This window comes from Moorena sp. SIO4A1 (genome assembly GCF_010672065.1).
Taxonomy (GTDB): Bacteria; Cyanobacteriota; Cyanobacteriia; order Cyanobacteriales; family Coleofasciculaceae; genus Moorena.
The window spans coordinates 78,030-94,924 of the sequence record NZ_JAAHHX010000001.1; the positions used below are offsets into that span (position 1 = coordinate 78,030).

Below are 16,895 nucleotides of genomic sequence, written 5' to 3' on the forward strand. Positions count from 1 at the left end.
CAATGAATTCAGCATGGGCTAAGTTTACTCTCTCAAATTTACAGCTGTATCGGTGGCGAGGCACTAGCTATTTGTATCGCCTGGTGGGACTCCTAGATGCTTGGCGTCAGAGTAGCTTGCTCCTACAGTGGTCTGACCCAATAGGAGCGATGATAGTTGCTATGGTGTTCGGTTTAGCTCCTTTTGTGTCCAATGCTCTAGTAGGCATCTTGTTAATTGCAAGTGCAGGGTTCTGGGTATTGCTAACCCTATCTGATGATACAGGAAAGCCCAAGGTAAGCCCCATTCATCTGTTAGTTTTCTTCTACTGGAGTGTTGCCACTATAGCCACCGCACTCTCTCCTGTGAAAGGTGCTGCCTGTAGTGGTTTGGTGAAATTAACCCTTTATTTGTTGTTTTTTGCCCTGATGGCAAGGGTATTGCGTTCCGGTCGGCTTCGTAGCTGGATTATTACCCTGTTTCTCCATATATCACTCATTGTCAGTATTTACGGCTTGCGGCAGTGGTTTTTTGGGGCTGAAGCATTAGCTACCTGGGTAGACCCCACTTCAGCAGCAGCAAAACTGACGCGGGTCTATAGTTATCTGGGCAACCCGAATTTACTAGCTGGTTATCTGATCCCAGCAGTAGCATTGAGTTTAGCAGCAGTATTTGTCTGGCAGGGTTTGCTCCCCAAAGCCTTAGCACTGACGATGGTGGTCGTGAATTCAGTTTGTCTAGTGCTAACCTTTAGTCGGGGTGGATGGATTGGTTTTGTTGTTTGTATTTTCGTCTTCTTGATCCTGCTGGTGTATTGGTACAGTGTACAGTTGCCCCCTAAATTACGCCCTTGGGCAATGCCAGCGCTATTAAGCAGTTGTGCTGGGGTGATGCTTCTCGCAGTCATGTTTGTTCCAGCTATACGCGATCGCATTGCTAGTATTTTTGTTGGTCGGGAAGATAGTAGTAACAACTTCCGCATGAATGTTTGGTCTGCTGTGGTGGACATGATTCGTGACCGACCCATCATTGGCATTGGTCCAGGGAACAACGCCTTCAACAAAATCTATCCCCTTTTCCAACGCCCGAAATATACCGCCCTCAGTGCCTATTCCATTTTCTTAGAAACTGCCGTAGAAATGGGTTTGATCGGGATGTTATGTTTCTTGTGGTTGCTAATGGTCACTATCAACCAAGGTATGCAACAACTGAGTCGTCTGAGAAATTTAGCTAACCGTCAGGGATTTTGGCTGATGGGAGCCATTGCTACCATGTCAGGAATGCTCGCCCATGGTCTGGTAGATACCGTTTGGTACCGTCCTCAAGTACAGACCCTATGGTGGCTAGTCGTCGCCATTATTGCCAGTTTCTATGTCAATCCCAATTCTGAGTCCTCAAAAGTTTAAAATTTGCAGGTTGCTTTGAAGGTTGCAGGTTACAAGTTACCAAGTTACCAAGGTTGAAGGTTGCTAGTTTTGTGCTAAACAAACAACTTTCAACCCTCCAACCTCCAACCTGCCCTACGGGAACGCCAAAGGCGAACAACCTCCAACCTGCCCTACGGGAACGCCAAAGGCGAACAACCCTCCAACCTACCAATCTACCCTTCACCGAAAGCCAAAGGGCAACAACCTTCAATAACGTTTGATAGCCCGTGCCATATCTCGCTGATCCTGACGCCTCTTGATCGTCTCGCGCTTATCATGGAGCTTTTTCCCTCTGCCTAAACCAATGCTGACTTTAACTAAGCCGCGCTTCAAATAAATCTTTAAGGGGACAAGGGTTAAACCTTGCTGTTCTAATTTACCGGTGAGCTTATTGATTTCCTTACGGTGCAGCAGTAGTTTTCGGCTGCGACGGGGGTCATGATTAAAATATTCGTTGATATTTTGGTACGGAGAGATATGGACATTGAGCAGCCAAGCTTCCCCACCACGAATCAACCCATAGCCATCCCGCAAGTTGACCTTGCCAACTCGGATAGACTTCACCTCCGTTCCCTTTAACTCAATCCCCGCCTCGTAAGTCTCTAAAATTTGGTAGAGAAAACGAGCTTGTCGATTATCACTAATAACTTTATAACTTTCACCTTTATCACTCATAGTCTTGCCACTCCCACAAGCTTGCAGTTATTTAACTGTAGCGCCTGAGGTTAGAACTGGCGACAACGGGAAACTATTAACTTTTATGAAGATATTGAGATTTACGGGCAAAACGGTTACAATAGATACAGAAACAGAAAATCGTTCATCTCTTCATGACTTGAGCATGGGTGATCAAGCTTCATGGAGAGACGGAAGTAAGGATAAATCCTGAAGGAACGCGCCTCTTATCACTACACTGACATTATGAGGCGAAGACTATGAAACTTTCTTATCGCGGTGTTAGCTACCAATACTATCCTTGCACAGTTTCCACCACAGCAGTTGACTTGATTGGCAAGTACCGGGGACTGAATTGCCGATTGGGTAGTGCCCATCCTTTACCAATTGGCCAACACAAAGTAAACCTCAAATATCGTGGCGTTTCTTATTAACTAAATATTAGCTAAGCATTATAGCCAGTGGTGGCGATATGCCTAGGCATGTGCCCTATCAGCAATAACTCTCTTGGTGCGGGTTCCCTACCGCTTTGAATAAGCGCGGGGTTCCACCCCATCTTTAATTTGGCTTCCTGATTGGATTACAACCCAGCTGGATACAGAAGTACTAGATGCACCCTGACTAATTCCCTCAGCCACTAACAGAGTATATCCTCTGTAAGTGGCTGAGGTTTTTTTTGTGTTGATATCAGTTTTTGCAGATTTATGATATAAATATTTATGATAGTTAACATAAAATAACAATAGATTACCTAGAGGCAGGAAAAATTAACTATGGGACTCTTTAATTTGTTAAACTCTCAGACCAAGTACGTTGATGAGGACAGCCAGGACATGGCACAGTCTATAGAAGCTAACCAGTCCCAAGAGTATTTCTTGGACACAGATGAAGCCAAAACAATGGGAAACATTGACTACATGCGCAGCAGCGTTAAGGTCAAGAAATCCTATCCCAAGACCAAAACTGCTATTTTAAGCGGTGAAGTGGTAGAGCAGATCTCTGCTACGGATAAAGCAACCCTTTCCCAAAATGAGACACCTATAGCCACCTCTGAGCCTGCTTACCAGTCTGGAGGGACATTAGAACAAAACGGTCAGGTAAGCTCTAAACCCCGTCGCCCTGACTCAAGCCTGGATCCGTTCCTCAAAATGGCTCAGGATCTAAGAAAGGGTTAATTTACTGCTGTGTAGATTGACTCCAATTCTACAAGGCATGATCAAATCTTAACTGCACCAGTGGCAAATTTGATTTTTAGATAATCCTCTTCCATCTTGGCTCCTGAAGGTTTTAGGGCTGCTAAAGCTTGGGGGAGGACTAAATTGCGGCGATGGTTACCAATGCGAACATTCAATTCATCTCCTGTTTGAGTAAGCTGTATTTTGTCTTTGGGTATACCAGGTAGATAGAGTTCTAGGCTGTACTCATTTTTATGCTGTATTACTCTAATGGTGTTTTCTTGGTAATACACTTGAGTGGGATCTTCTGAACCATAGAGGGTTTCTTTGAGACGCTCCAACGCCTCAATACCGCACATCTCTTGGGAATAGAGGGGAACTTCTTTAATGGGTAAAGGGCGGAAATTGTCGTGAATTTCCTGGCGGTACTGTTGCTGATTTTCTTTCCAGCGTTGGAAAAATGGGTCAGTTACTTGGTCAGGAATGATCCGATTGGCAACAACTAGATCAGTGGCAACGTTGTATAGGCTTAAGTAAGCATGAGCTCGTAAGGACTCCTTAATCACCATTCTCTCAGGATTAGTCACCAGACGCACTGATGTTTGTTGGTTGTCAGTGAGTACCTTCTCTAGGGCTTCAATTTGTTCATAAAACTCATAAGGAGCATCCATGACCTCTTTATCTGGTAAAGAAAAGCCAGCAATGGGTTTGAATAATGGTTCAACCAAAGGTCTCAGAGCAACTGACATAGTTTGTAGTGGCTTATAAAAACGGCGCATATACCAGCCACTTACTTCTGGTAAGCTCAGTAACCGTAGCGCAGTACCAGTGGGAGCTGAATCAATAACCAGAACATCGTACTCGTCTTCATCGTAGTGGCGTTTCATGCGGACGAGACCGAAAATTTCATCCATACCAGGAAGAACGGCTAATTCTTCTGCCTGTACCCCATCTAAGCCCCTAGCTTGCAGCACTTGGGTAATGTAACGCTTAACCGCTCCCCAGTTTCCTTCCAATTCCATCAGAGCGTCAAGTTCTGCTCCCCAAAGGTTGGGACGGACTAATCGGGGTTCGTGACTGAGTTCAATATCGAAACTATCTGCTAGGGAGTGAGCTGGGTCAGTACTCAGAACTAGGGTTTTGTAGCCTAACTCGGCACAACGCAAGCCAGTTGCAGCGGCTACAGAGGTTTTTCCTACTCCTCCTTTACCGGTCATCAAAATTACGCGCATGGTATGCTCCAGCTGTTCTGAGAAAAGTTTACATTTATTTACTTTACATTACTCTACAAAAGCTGCTTAATTACGTCCAGGCGTGAACAGTCCCAATAATCTATATGAGAAACAATTAATCCCTCAGGATTCAGCTTTAACTCGCTCCAGCCAGGAATAGTAATTCGAGGTTTCCAGGGTAATGGCGTAGTCCAGCTCAGAGTCCAGCGGGTTTTAATTGTATCTCCTGACTGGGAAATGTGTTGCAAATCTAGATGGGGCTCAAGGAACCAGCGATTGATAAAGGCAATCATTTGTTTGTAACGCTCAAGCCCGCGAAACTGGTTGAGGGGGTCTTTAAAATAGACGTCTGAGGCGTAGATGCTATAAGTTTGGTCAGCTGGGAACCTTTGATAGTCTTGTTGGAGAATTTGGGCTATAGGACTGAGAATCTCTTGTTCTTCAGGGTCTTGAGTGTTATTATACCGATTTGTATTCATACGTTGTATTCATACAGGTATTAATAACCTAATATATTTCGTTATTTAGTTGTTAGTCCTACTGGCTTGTTCAAACAAGGTTTTTTTGGCAATTCCACCTAACCCGACGGAAGCCAGGAGTTTGTTCCAAGCTTCTTCCAAGTTCTCGTCTTTGGGGCTCTGCCTTCGCAACTCTAACAGAGTCGTTAATGTTTCGTACCAAAGCCGATCATTTGCGTAGATCGCAACACGCTGTTGGAGGGTTGCTTGCTTTAGACTTTGCCCTAGGTTTGGATCTTCTTCAACTCGCTTGACCCCACCATCAATATAGATATTGTTTGACGAGTCGCCGGGATCAATCAATCCTACCTGCCAGTCATACTTCTGATTAACTTCTAACGGAGGTAGGTTCACAAAGGGAGGAAGCGTTATACTCCTAAATCCAGGATATACCGTATCGGGTAAGGGATACTTGACTGAGTAAAGCTCCTTTCCATTGGCATCTTTCAGCACAAACTTTAAATCATGCCCTGATGCATATTTTATACAGGGCATATACCAAGAGAAAGTGGGGTATTCAGAAACCGTTGTTCCCATCCCAGAAATCGGAACCAAGGCTACAACAGGAATGTTGCGGTTTGATATATAGTAGCAATCCCCCCTAGTTCCTCCAGGACGTCCGACATCCGAGGGTGTACCATTTTCGCCGTCTGAAGGTGGATTATATTCAGATAATTCCCAGTGGTTCGGTATCTTCTCAATCAGTTCCCTCCCTAGGGAAAAACTCGCCTGAGCTTGTACCTGGGCTGGAAGATTGACTGCCAGAGTAAAAGCCAAAGCAACCATTAAGAGCGTAAATTTTGATGAACGTGTTAACCAAGCCATGATAAAACTATTCCCTGGTAGAGCCAAGTTTCTCTTAAGTAAGCAGGATAAGTAACAAGTATGGCAGAACAACAGCCCTTCGAGGAACCCGTAACCCCTCTAAGAGGATCAGGTTTTCAGACCTTACCTGCATCATTTTAACAATAACTTCAGGTATTTGAGACATCGCCACTATAAGCTTATAATCTTGTCGAAATCTTTATCTGTTCTTCATCTGATTTCCTCATGATTCTGAATTCAGCTTCATTTTTTAAAGAGCGACAAAAATTCGACAAAACTATCCGACCAATTGGAGCATCTTCCTTGCAAGGGATAGCATTTTGGAAAGAAAAAATAATTGCTATCGACTCGATTAAGGGTTATCTCCTACAAATTGATACCTTCACGGATAACACAACAATTTTGAATCCAGAACGGGACTCGGATTTGGTCGGTGTGACTGGTTTAGCCCTGGCAGGAGAAACCCTATGGTTAACACTACAATCTAGTGTATATTTTTGCCAGATAAATGATAATTTAAACCTACAACACTTTGTTGATTTGCCTTACACCGCTAACGGAATCGCTGTTAAAGATTCAACTGTTTATGTTACCTGTAAAAAAGTTGGATATATTATTATTTATAGCAGCAATACAGGTCATGAGATTACCCGGTTGCGTTCTCCCGGAGTTGGCATTGAACATATAACAATCCGCGATGAAGAACTGTGGGTATCGGATGACCAAGAACAGACAGTTTACTGTCTTGATCGAGCAACTGGCGAAATTCAGTTCAGTGTACTCACCCCCTTTGAAAATCCTACTGGCTTAGCGTTTTGTTCTGACCCCCAGACGGGAGACGATACCCTCTATGTTGCTTATGCAACTGAGGAGGCTTACATCCGGGATAACCCTAACGCTGATCCTAATTATGAATTGCAGTATCGCGATCGCACTTTTATTCATCCGTTACACTTTACCTACAATCCGGAAGGTCGCTACGCACTCTCCAATGGCTATTTAATCGAAATGTCCTACGTGGAGGAACTTGATCCCCTCAAGGATATCGAGTTGAATGATTTGGAATGGCGAATTGCCTTGCCATCGGAAACTGACCGACAAAAGGTCTCAAAAGTCGAACCCGTGGGTATACCCTTTACTATAGACGTTCAAGATGGTCAGCAAGTTGCCGTCTTTAAGTTTGACAACCTCAAGCCAGGGGAACGCCATATCTTTGGTTGGAAGGCACTCCTAGAAGTCTGGAGTATCAAGTACCGCCTGACACCACGGGATATGGAGGCGTTGCCTGAGTTAGCGCCAGAATTTCAGAACCGTTATTTGGTGGATGATGACAAGTTAGCCATGGATACAGAAATCATCCGCCGTTCGGCTAAAGAAGCAATTGGTAGCGAAACGAATCTGTTGCGGCAAGTCTACAGTATTCGCAATTATGTCTACGACAAACTTTCCTACCACGTGACCCCTAAAATAGATACTCCTGACATTGTGCTACGACGGGGTGTGGGGTCTTGCGGGGAGTATTTGGGAGTATTGCTAGCTTTGGGACGCCTTAATGGTATTGCCTGCCGCACTGTTGGTCGTTACAAATGCCCTCCCCATCCTGACCAAATCGGTATTCCTTTGGTACCAGATTTTAATCATGTTTGGATGGAATTTTATATCCCAGGAATCGGCTGGCTACCGATGGAATCGAGTGCTGATGATACGGTTGAAGGGGGTCCTTATTCCACTCGGTTTTTGATGGGTCTTGCCTGGTACCATATAGAGATCGGTAAAGGAATTAAGTTTGAAATCCTGAAGAGTCAAGGGGTGCCTGTGAAAAAGGAAGATATTTCCATTGGTGAGTTAGCCATTAATCATGTGCGGTTTAAGATTCTGGCAGAATTGCCCAGTGGTAGTGCTTCAATCGAACAATAACGACTACTACTGGCAAGGGTAGCCAGAAAGAAGTGGCTTGCAGGGGATCTAAGACCAAATCGAGGACGTAACTCCTAGACTTGGGCTACCCCCGTGATGTCAGAAGCCTACACCATACCTGCTGGGATTGGTGTGCCGTAGTTCAGTATAGGTTAGGGGGAAATTTAGTCATGGATGTTATTCCAGCTATAGACTTACTTGAAGAAAAATGTGTGCGGTTAGTCCAGGGAGACTACCAACGTGCGCAAATATTTAACGATAACCCAGTCGAGGTAGCGAAACAATGGGTTGAACAAGGTGCATCAAGGCTGCATGTCGTTGATTTGGATGGTGCAAAACTGGGTAAGCCAGTGAACACTAAAGCAATCGAAGCAATTGTGCAGGCGGTACCTGTGCCAGTGCAAGTCGGTGGTGGATTACGCTCCCGCTCCGGAGTCACTCAACTGTTGACTCTAGGCGTCGATAGAGTCATTATAGGGACGGCAGCGGTGGAAGACCCTTCCCTAGTGGAACAGCTTTGCACTGAATTCCCAGGGAAGATTGTAGTTGGTATTGATGCTCGTCAGGGATGGGTGGCCACTCACGGTTGGTTAGAAACCTCAGAAATTGCAGCTATTGACCTAGCTGAGCAAATGACTCAGCTGGGAGTAACTACGATTATTTACACCGACATTCACCGGGATGGAACTCTGTCTGGACCAAACCTAGACGCTCTAAGAGAACTAGCAAGTCATATCTCCATCCCCGTGATTGCCTCTGGGGGTGTCAGTTCAATCACTGATCTATTGAGTCTACTGACTCTCGAACCTCTAGGGGTTAGGGGTGTAATTGTTGGTCGTGCGCTTTACACCGGAGATATGTCTCTGAAAGAAGCTATTCAAGCAGTCGGTCCTGGAAGGTTACAAGATATCCCTCTAGATATGGGGTTTTCTAGCTTTGCTTGAGGAGTCGTCAATGGAAAAATGGAAAAATGGAAAATTGATCTGATTCGAGCCAAATACCCCATGATCAGTTTTTCATTGTCAGGGGCAATTTATTTTAAGATAATCATTTGTCTAATTGCTTCCTGATTAAACTTTAAAAGTTTAGTAAAGGGGTAAAGGGCAAGGAATTCCAACCATTGACCTTTTCCTTTTTATATTTATAACTTAAATTCAAGACCATACTACTAAACTAAATTGCCTTCTTGAAGTGTTATTTAGCTAGGCAGGAGGACAAGCTAATGGGGAGATAGGTAGATAGTGCTACCGCAAGCATATGCGCTACTTGAGGTGCTACTTGAGGTGCTATCAGTGGTCAGCCGTCAGCTAATCAACGGGAGGTAGTCAACAAGGTTACGGGCTGGTACCGCTGGTTGAAAATTCCTGCTCGTTTTGCTGATCTGATCCCGTGCAGTGAAAGCGGCTGCTAGTTGATAGTTTATAGCTGATAGCTGACAGCGGTAGGCTGAATCCTTACGATAGTGCTACCTATGAATTTAACTTGGTACCAGCAAACACGATTCCCCTAACTTAACCATTCCTTCATTTTATCCGGATATTTGATAAGTTTTGCGTAAAATTTTCCAGTTCTAGTGTCAAATACTAGTTTGTTAACACAAACTAACTACAGAGCTGATGGTTAGTGGCAAATACTGAAGGATATGATAGGGGAGCGATTAGCCATAGGTTCAGTTACTCTTGAACATAACTTAAACCAATAAATAAAAAGGCACATATAGAGATGGGCAATAAATCAGAGCTTTTCCCACAGGGGAATGGTAAATATTTCCACTCACAGCCCGTCATCTACCACACTAGAAACTCAAAATACTATCAGGATGGGCGTAAGCTAGAGGAGATTTGGACGATCATACGGCGTCGCTTTTTAGCGGCTGCTGGTGTAGCAATTACGATCACAGCTAGTATTTTTGTATGGACTTCTAATCAGAAACCTCTGTACGAAGGCAAGTTCCGACTGCGTCTGGAGCCTCTGACAGCACAGGATGATGAAAATCAATCGACACCAGGTTTTGAGAGCTTGGCTTATCAAACCCAAATGCTGGTACTGCGTAGTCATAAACTGATCACTCCCGTGATTGAGGAAATAAACAAGCGCTATGGAAAAACTAGCTACAAGTCTTTAGTCAAGAATAATCACCTGAGGATCAAACACATTGAAGGAACTAGTGTCTTAGAAGTCCGCTACCGTGATAGCGATCCTCAAAAAGTTCACTTTGTTTTAAACCAGCTTGCCGATAATTATATCAAGTACTCCCGCCAACAAGAAGCAAGTTACCATCACAAGGACCTTGAGCTAGCAAATAGAGAGTTGCCTCAAGTTCGCCAAGAGGTAGACAGACTGCAGGAAGAACTGCTGAAGTTGGAGCTAGGGTACAAGTTAATTGACTATGATAATCAAAAACAGCAGCTTTCAACTCAGATTAGCCAGATTAAGCAACAGCAATTAGATACTCACATCCAGCTTAAGGAAGCTCAGTCCTTTTACCAGATCATTTCTCAAAAGCTAGGACTGTCATCAAATCAGGTCAAGGACTCTCGTGCTTCGGAGTTAGCTTTGGCTCAAGTGACTTTGGCCGAAAACCCCTACTACCAAAAGATGCTCAACCACCTAGAACAGGTTGAGGCTGAGATTGCTATCGAGTCAAGCCGCTATACTCCAGACAGTCCCACCATCAAGACCCTCAAGCAGCAACAGTATAATTTCTTATCCCTGGTACGCTCTGAAGCTGAACAGGTACTAGGTATTAAACTTACAGATACAGATGTTCCTAAGATATCACCCAATTCAATTCACCAGCAGCTAACTCAAAAACTGGTAGATCAGAGCATCCAAATATCAGTTTTGCAAGCACGACAACAAGCTCTTGCTGAGGAAGAAGAAAGTCTTGAGCAAGACATGAAACAGATGTTGGCGATAGATCCAAAGTACACCAGTTTACGGCATAAACTTAAAGAGACAACCCAACGATTAGATACTCTGTTGGAGCTTAAGGAAAGCTTCCAGCCTTATTCTTGGGAACTTATTCTCAAACCCAAACAGCCTCAATATCCGATTCCGCAACATCAGGAACTTCAAATTATTTTGGGAGCGATCGCAGGTATATTACTGGGTGCAGGAACAGGGTGGTTGATGGAGCGCTTAGACCATGTCTTCCACTCTCCCGACGAACTTAAATATCACACCCAATTGCCTCTTCTTGGTGTTATTCCTTACCATCAAGCACTTAAGCCGACCAACTCATCAACCAGTCGCAAAGGTATACCTTTTGTTCCTAGCTTCCCTAAGGTACAGAAAAATAACTCAACGCCAAAACTGCAACAAGCTTCTCCCTTTTTAGAGGCTTTCCGGTTCCTCCATCGCAATATCGGCTTACTGGGCTGCGATAAGCCAATCCAATCTATTGTGATTAGTTCAGCTAGACCAGAAGACGGGAAATCTACCGTTGCTGTTCACCTAGCTATAGTGGCTGCTGCTATGGGTCGGCGGGTGCTACTGGTGGATACAAATCTGCGCCGTCCCCGGGTACATAAAATTTTTGGTTTGAACAATCAACTTGGTTTGAGTAACGTCCTTAGTAAGCGGATCAAAGCTAACCGAGCCATCCAGCAAGTGCCCATGTGGGATCATCTTCATGTGCTAACTGCTGGTTCCCCAGCACAGGATCCGATTCGGTTACTATGTGCGCCAAAGATGGGAACTTTGATGGAGCATTTTAATGCTGTTTTTGATTTAGTTATTTATGATACACCTCCTGTCATCGGACTTGCCGATAGCCGCCTCCTAGCAGCTAACACGGATGGTATGGTCTTGGTAGGTAGATTAAATAAGACTGACCGCTCAGTTCTAATGCAAGCCTTGGATGAACTAAAAACCTCTAGGACTAATCTTTTAGGTATTGTTGCTAATGATGTTGAGAACTACGCAACTAGCTCCTATTATCACCATCAGGACTACTATACAACCGATTCAGCAACCATGAAGGTGAAAAAGCTTCTAGATCAGAACATGAGATGATATGAAGTCCGGTTAATAACTTCTAATATGGTTGATTGCTTTTTTTTAATGGTTAATGGTTAATCGTCAATTAACCATTAACCATTATAGTTAGTGAGCAGTAGCTGGCGATGAAAATACGTATGTTAACAGAACTAGCATCACCCTTGACACCATCAAGGTTAGTGTTAACACGACTAGAGAAACCTGGACAGTTAAGCGTAACCGTTTACCCTTACGATACAAACGTTTATCCGGTACAGGGTGAGCAGTTTTAGAAAAGAGTGTTAATGGTTGATTAGGCTGATAAGGATTCCAAAATACATGGGCACCTAAATTATGCTCGGCATAGGGTTTCATAGTTCAAAATTAGAGGTAGTGTGTTGAGAGCGAACCAGCGTTTACGCCCTGTGGTGTAAACGTTAGTAGTAAAACACCAGACAGAAACTATCTCAGTCTTGATCGTGATGCAAAACCTCTGTCCAAATTGATTTGGAGGGGCTTGTCGTTTTTAAGCAGGGCTTACGTATTTGTTTTACAAAAGCGATTTCAGGGGGTATGCGCGACCACCGGATGAATGGGGTGGTAGGTTAAAACCAGCTTTTTATTCCTTTTTTCTGGTATAGTAGGGTATAGTAAATTGGTGTAATTTGTAGTTAATAACTCAAATAGCGGTGAAAAACCCGCACGGTCAGCAAAAAACTACAAGATACAAACTAAAAGATACAAGTAAGCGCAATGTATGTGGCCTTAAGCTCAGCATAGTTGAGCTTGTAGGAGCTTGTTGACTGCTGCCACTGGGAAGATAGTCCAGTGACAGCTACTTTCAGTTGAATAGCTTGGTTTGAAACCGCTTTGGAACAACCGCTGAGAATCCCGCCTACTTTAGTGCTGGCATAAGTCAAAAGTAGTTTTAATCCTTTTATCCCCTATAGCTAGCAGGGCTGTTTCATTGGTTTAGACTCTGGATGAGTAAGGGGAGAGGCAGAGGAGAGGGTAGAGGGGGAGGAAGATGATATTGTTTGGTTATTTTGTCTTTCTTCCAAGTCAACCTTGTCTTCCTTGTCTTCCTTTTTCTGTATTAGATACAACAGCATTGCTTTAGCCCTGGGATAGGTAGGGTGCTGATTGCTTAATTTGGTAATTCCTGCTACAGTGGAAAAATCGGCTTTAACAACAATTTAGGGCATCTAACTAAAATCTTGAACCCAGTCGTTTCAGATAAGTTGAGGGGTTTGACCCCCTAATTAATTTAATTTTGTTTTTTGGGTTAGATTGATTGGGTGAAGAATGGGATGCGATCGCTTTTTAAAGTGATGATGAAAACCAAGAGTTAGTGTCATATCCAGTAGCGTTCAGGGCTGGGATCACCTAAATTGCTAGGGTTTGCCAAATTATCTATTACCCATTAAATAGGTAGGCATGATTTAACCGACTAATCGAACCGAATGATGTCAAGTTTTGTAAAATATCTAGAAATTCAATCTATGCCCTTAAGCCAGCATGTTTAGATAGATTTGTTTATATATAGTTACATAGCTGCATTGATTTGGGCTTACCTATTTAACTGTTACTAGTTCTCGCCATACATTCGGTATCCAAAACCACAACGTCCTCTGTCTCGAAAACAGAACAGGAATCGATTACGTTAACAATTGCCGGAAAAATGGCTTGTTTGAGTCGAGCTTGAGCTTCTGCTGCTACTGGTTGATACTGCATAATCCAGCGATTATTAGCTATATATTGTGGATTAAATGCTTTCTTATCTAACAACCAAAAATCAATGTCGTACTGCCTAATAAAGTGTTTGACTTCGGCTAAGCTTGAACTGTACTGGGCTTGAATTAAGTCAATCGCTCTGTTGCGAAATTGGTTGTAATAGTTAGTATGATAGGGAATACCGTATTCTCTACTTACTAAGATTGACCGTCCAGAAAAGGTTGGCAAGAAATCCGCTTCCTTTGATAGTGAGGCAATCAGGATATCGTTTGGTTGTTTAGCAAAGAATTCATAGAGGCCATGTTGCCTCCCAACCTCATAGTTGGTTTTGGGGAAATTACGGAAACCAAGAGGAGACAAGATTAGAGCCATTCCCACGAGTGTAACAATTGCTCGTCCCAACACTGGTTTCCCTTGAATTCGAGGGAAGGCTAACCTCTGGCAAGCTTGAATAATAGCATCAAGTAATAGAGTTATAGCGATCGCAGCAGCTAAGACTAGCACAATTCGCAGACTATGCTTACTGTAACGGCTGGGTAGATGCAGTCGGAACAGGACAGCATGAGCCATAATGAACATGCCAAGGGATACCAGGGCCAGTTGAGTCAGGAGTACCGTTTCCCCTTTGACTTTCTTCACTAACGGTAGCCATGAGGGAAATCTTAGCAGGATAGGCAATAGTAAACCAGCACAGACAGCTATAGGTAAACGCTGTCTTCGGGGAAATAGACCACTGCGAGCATCTTCCAACCAGAAATCCCATGGGTTGTGATCGAAAAAGGCGACTCGCCCTCCTGGTTGGAATTCTGGCATGGTTTTGGCTTGCTGTGCGCTGATAATTGGACCATAGTCAGAAGTGGTCAAAGCATAGGGCAACAGGACGATGAATGCCACACCTAACCCAGCTGCACAAAACCAATAGTCATTCTTCTGGGAGGATAGTCTGATTTTACCCTCTCGCCAACGCAACAGTTTCAGCACCAGAACCCCACAACACAGGAAAACGCACTGAGGATAAAATAAACCCTGGAGGGTGATCACTACGAGACAGGGGATCAATGAGCGCCGTGATAGGTAGTACAAAAATGCTAACAGCAGGGGATAAATAAAAGCCCTAGGGGTTGCTGATACTAAATCATCGAGCATCCATAGGGTTTGATTTAGAAGCAAAGACGCAATAAATCCTGCAGCTGGGATGGGCAGCATTTGTAGACAAAGCCCGAAACAGTAACTAGTGGTAATCAACCCTAGCACCATGGGTAGTAGTTTATTCAATAAGAGGGGATGAATCCCGACAAATCCGATCAGCCGATAGAGGGTAGTATAGCCAGCGGGTGCTACAGATTGGAAGTAATTGGCAATCAGATCATCGGGAAATAAGCTGGGATCAAAAAACCGTTGCATCCAAAATACATGCTGTCTGGCATCATCTTGTACAATGTATTGATTACTAAAGGCTTCTTCAAGGGCGATCAGGCTGTAAAGCATAGCAAATGCTAGGCTCAAGCTAAACCAAAATATTACTTGGTTTTTAGGGGGATTCGAGGCTGGGGGATTCATACTTTTTTGTGTTTGGGTAGAGACACTTAAAATGGGATAATGGGGTGACGGTTATCGGTAAGTTTCTAGATTAAGTATTATTGTTAACAGTGAAATATTATCGTTAACATTAACATTAATCATGAAACGGTCAATAAAAAGCGATCAATTACAATATCAAAATTAAACGAACACTAATAAATTTCCTTTGTACTTTTCGGTGTACTTTTTTGTGTGATGGAAACCAAACGATTACAGCTAGGGAAATTCCCTCAACCTCCCTTGCGACTATTATGCATTAGCCTACTGCTCTTAGGAATAGTCTTTCGCTTAGCCAATCTCGACAGCAAAGTCTATTGGGGGGATGAAACTTTCAGCTCCTCTAGAATTGCTGGCTATTCAGCGGAAGAAATTATCGGGGATATCTACACTGGTGAAGTCATTAGCGCTACAGAATTACAAAAATACCAGACCCCTAATTCTGACCGTAGCCTCGCCAATACCTTACGAATTATAGGGGAAGAAGCGCCACAACACCCGCCAGTTTACTATATATTAGCCCGATTCTGGGAACAATGGCTTGGTAGTTCCCTAGCACTCAAGCGCACTTTACCTGCTCTAATTAGCTTGCTGGGATTACCCTGCCTGTACTGGTTGTGCTTAGAACTATTTGGAGCATCATTGACCCCATGGCTTGCCGTGTCGCTATTCGCTGTTTCACCGATCCATATTTTGTATGCCCAGGAAGTTCGGGAATATAGTCTGTGGACTGTGAGTATCTTGCTATCGAGTGCTTCCCTGTTACGAGCGATGCGAGTCAACAGTAGGGTGAGTTGGTGCATTTATGCACTTTCTGTAGCGCTATCCTTCTACTCTCATTTATTTTCAGCACCCATTATCCTAGGTCACGGCATTTATGTCCTGATCATCGCAGGTTGGCAAGGGCGTCAACGGGTAATTGCTTACATCTCAGCGGTCACAGCAGCACTGTTGATATTTTCACCTTGGTTAGCTGTTTTCTTGGAAAATGAACCCAGAGCTAGCAAGCAATGGGGATGGGTTATTAAAGAATTACCCCCCCTGGATCTGGGTCGATATTGGCTGAAGAATCTACTCTACGGCTTTTTTGATGTACCCCTAGGCAAGGAGTACCCGTTTGACCTAACCTTTAGCTACACCCAGCCTAGAACTTACCTAGTGCTACCAATTGTGGGGCTAGTGGTTTATGGGCTATATTTTCTCTGTCGCTATACTCCAAAACAAGTTTGGCTATTTGTTTTGCTCCTGATGGGATTTACTAGTCTACCCTTAGTGCTACCAGATATAATTTCAGGAGGCATGCGCTCAACGATTGCTCGATATCAACTCCCAACTTACATCGGGATTCAACTGACTATTTCCTATTTACTCTCCACCAAACTAAGTAAGTTTTCGATTAGTATTTGGCAAAAACGTTTATGGCGATTGACTACAGTTATCTTAGTCTCTTGTGGTGTGATATCTGGTGTGCTTATTGTTCAAGCTGAAACTTGGTGGACGAAGTACAGCGACTACTATAATGCAGACGTTGCTAATATTATTAATCAGTCTCCTGCTCCCCTTGTACTCAGCGATAGTACTCACAATCGAATTCTATCCCTAAGCCATAAGCTTGACTCGAAGGTTCAATTACAACTGATCAAAAAAATCAAAAATGTTTCAGAAATACCTGAAGAACGCTTACCCAAACTATCAGGTAAATTTAGTGATGTTTTTGTCTTGGAAAATATTCCATCACCCTCATTGCTACGCCCCAGTATGGAAAAACATAATAACTATAAATTTAACCTGATATACGAAGGAAATATTGGCTTTAAAAAACGGAAAACTCTGTTGTGGAAAAAAATTGATTAG

14 protein-coding genes and 1 riboswitch are annotated in these 16,895 nt (G+C 43.5%); of the genes, 8 read left to right on the top strand and 6 right to left on the bottom strand.

The features are described from left to right. Positions 1-2: 2 nt before the first annotated feature. Entirely contained in the window at positions 3-1,385 is a 1,383-nt protein-coding gene (locus tag F6K53_RS00320) for an IctB family putative bicarbonate transporter (protein WP_293028073.1), read from the top strand. A gap of 71 nt (positions 1,386-1,456) precedes the next feature. Further along, complete coding sequence (locus F6K53_RS00325) at positions 1,457-1,627, top strand: hypothetical protein (RefSeq protein ID WP_293037574.1); 171 nt, start codon at positions 1,457-1,459, stop codon at positions 1,625-1,627. Here F6K53_RS00325 and smpB read toward each other — a convergent pair. After that, complete coding sequence (gene smpB, locus F6K53_RS00330) at positions 1,614-2,081, bottom strand: SsrA-binding protein SmpB (RefSeq protein WP_075903642.1); 468 nt, start codon at positions 2,079-2,081, stop codon at positions 1,614-1,616. The two genes, F6K53_RS00325 and smpB, sit on opposite strands and share 14 nt — an antisense overlap. 140 nt (positions 2,082-2,221) lie before the next feature. Then, positions 2,222-2,306, top strand: a riboswitch (Glutamine riboswitch). A 35-nt stretch (positions 2,307-2,341) separates the two neighbouring features. On the opposite strand from smpB, the gene F6K53_RS00335 reads away from it, so the two are divergent. Together F6K53_RS00335 and F6K53_RS00340 are read left to right on the top strand one after the other, a co-directional pair. Continuing rightward, a complete protein-coding gene (locus F6K53_RS00335; RefSeq protein WP_293026007.1) occupies positions 2,342-2,515 on the top strand; it encodes a DUF4278 domain-containing protein in 174 nt (57 codons plus the stop codon). A 339-nt stretch (positions 2,516-2,854) separates the two neighbouring features. Then, on the top strand, positions 2,855-3,256 hold the full coding sequence (locus tag F6K53_RS00340; protein ID WP_293067652.1) for a hypothetical protein: 402 nt from the start codon (positions 2,855-2,857) through the stop codon (positions 3,254-3,256). A gap of 41 nt (positions 3,257-3,297) precedes the next feature. Here F6K53_RS00340 and F6K53_RS00345 read toward each other — a convergent pair whose 3' ends face one another. From F6K53_RS00345 to F6K53_RS00355, 3 genes are read right to left on the bottom strand one after another with little or no spacing between them, the layout of a single operon-like run. Further along, the gene (locus F6K53_RS00345; protein WP_293026011.1) at positions 3,298-4,488 is read right to left on the bottom strand and encodes a TRC40/GET3/ArsA family transport-energizing ATPase; all 1,191 of its coding nucleotides are present in this window, start codon (positions 4,486-4,488) and stop codon (positions 3,298-3,300) included. Positions 4,489-4,541: 53 nt separating this feature from the next. After that, on the bottom strand, positions 4,542-4,967 hold the full coding sequence (locus F6K53_RS00350; protein WP_293037587.1) for a DUF2358 domain-containing protein: 426 nt from the start codon (positions 4,965-4,967) through the stop codon (positions 4,542-4,544). Positions 4,968-5,012: 45 nt separating this feature from the next. After that, on the bottom strand, positions 5,013-5,831 hold the full coding sequence (locus F6K53_RS00355) for a DUF928 domain-containing protein (RefSeq protein WP_293067659.1): 819 nt from the start codon (positions 5,829-5,831) through the stop codon (positions 5,013-5,015). Positions 5,832-6,056: 225 nt separating this feature from the next. Here F6K53_RS00355 and F6K53_RS00360 point away from each other — a divergent pair, with 225 nt between their 5' ends. The 3 genes from F6K53_RS00360 to F6K53_RS00370 all read left to right on the top strand — a co-directional run bounded on the left by F6K53_RS00360 (position 6,057) and on the right by F6K53_RS00370 (position 11,765). Then, on the top strand, positions 6,057-7,748 hold the full coding sequence (locus F6K53_RS00360) for a transglutaminase family protein (RefSeq protein ID WP_293067661.1): 1,692 nt from the start codon (positions 6,057-6,059) through the stop codon (positions 7,746-7,748). Positions 7,749-7,918: 170 nt separating this feature from the next. Beyond that, a complete protein-coding gene (hisA, locus tag F6K53_RS00365; protein ID WP_293026019.1) occupies positions 7,919-8,692 on the top strand; it encodes a 1-(5-phosphoribosyl)-5-[(5-phosphoribosylamino)methylideneamino]imidazole-4-carboxamide isomerase in 774 nt (257 codons plus the stop codon). A 778-nt stretch (positions 8,693-9,470) separates the two neighbouring features. Then, the gene (locus F6K53_RS00370) at positions 9,471-11,765 is read left to right on the top strand and encodes a tyrosine-protein kinase family protein (RefSeq protein WP_293079555.1); all 2,295 of its coding nucleotides are present in this window, start codon (positions 9,471-9,473) and stop codon (positions 11,763-11,765) included. 90 nt (positions 11,766-11,855) lie between these two features. Here the strand turns inward: F6K53_RS00370 and F6K53_RS00375 are convergent, their stop codons facing one another. Together F6K53_RS00375 and F6K53_RS00380 are read right to left on the bottom strand one after the other, a co-directional pair. Further along, positions 11,856-12,104, bottom strand: a complete 249-nt coding sequence (locus tag F6K53_RS00375; RefSeq protein ID WP_293079558.1) for a hypothetical protein — start codon at positions 12,102-12,104, stop codon at positions 11,856-11,858. Between the two features lie 1,203 nt (positions 12,105-13,307). Further along, positions 13,308-14,951 (bottom strand): hypothetical protein, encoded by a 1,644-nt coding sequence (locus F6K53_RS00380; RefSeq protein WP_366511306.1) that lies wholly within the window; start codon positions 14,949-14,951, stop codon positions 13,308-13,310. 288 nt (positions 14,952-15,239) lie between these two features. On the opposite strand from F6K53_RS00380, the gene F6K53_RS00385 reads away from it, so the two are divergent. Next, the gene (locus F6K53_RS00385) at positions 15,240-16,895 is read left to right on the top strand and encodes a glycosyltransferase family 39 protein (RefSeq protein WP_293067670.1); all 1,656 of its coding nucleotides are present in this window, start codon (positions 15,240-15,242) and stop codon (positions 16,893-16,895) included.

What these genes read in the sequence shown, in the direction of transcription:
- F6K53_RS00320 (WP_293028073.1), top strand. Translation starts at nt 3, where the DNA reads ATGAATTCAGCATGGGCTAAGTTTACTCTCTCAAATTTACAGCTGTAT.
- smpB (WP_075903642.1), bottom strand. Translation starts at nt 2,081, where the DNA reads ATGAGTGATAAAGGTGAAAGTTATAAAGTTATTAGTGATAATCGACAA.
- F6K53_RS00335 (WP_293026007.1), top strand. Translation starts at nt 2,342, where the DNA reads ATGAAACTTTCTTATCGCGGTGTTAGCTACCAATACTATCCTTGCACA.
- F6K53_RS00340 (WP_293067652.1), top strand. Translation starts at nt 2,855, where the DNA reads ATGGGACTCTTTAATTTGTTAAACTCTCAGACCAAGTACGTTGATGAG.
- F6K53_RS00345 (WP_293026011.1), bottom strand. Translation starts at nt 4,488, where the DNA reads ATGCGCGTAATTTTGATGACCGGTAAAGGAGGAGTAGGAAAAACCTCT.
- F6K53_RS00350 (WP_293037587.1), bottom strand. Translation starts at nt 4,967, where the DNA reads ATGAATACAAATCGGTATAATAACACTCAAGACCCTGAAGAACAAGAG.
- F6K53_RS00355 (WP_293067659.1), bottom strand. Translation starts at nt 5,831, where the DNA reads ATGGCTTGGTTAACACGTTCATCAAAATTTACGCTCTTAATGGTTGCT.
- F6K53_RS00360 (WP_293067661.1), top strand. Translation starts at nt 6,057, where the DNA reads ATGATTCTGAATTCAGCTTCATTTTTTAAAGAGCGACAAAAATTCGAC.
- hisA (WP_293026019.1), top strand. Translation starts at nt 7,919, where the DNA reads ATGGATGTTATTCCAGCTATAGACTTACTTGAAGAAAAATGTGTGCGG.
- F6K53_RS00370 (WP_293079555.1), top strand. Translation starts at nt 9,471, where the DNA reads ATGGGCAATAAATCAGAGCTTTTCCCACAGGGGAATGGTAAATATTTC.
- F6K53_RS00375 (WP_293079558.1), bottom strand. Translation starts at nt 12,104, where the DNA reads ATGAAACCCTATGCCGAGCATAATTTAGGTGCCCATGTATTTTGGAAT.
- F6K53_RS00380 (WP_366511306.1), bottom strand. Translation starts at nt 14,951, where the DNA reads ATGCTTTACAGCCTGATCGCCCTTGAAGAAGCCTTTAGTAATCAATAC.
- F6K53_RS00385 (WP_293067670.1), top strand. Translation starts at nt 15,240, where the DNA reads ATGGAAACCAAACGATTACAGCTAGGGAAATTCCCTCAACCTCCCTTG.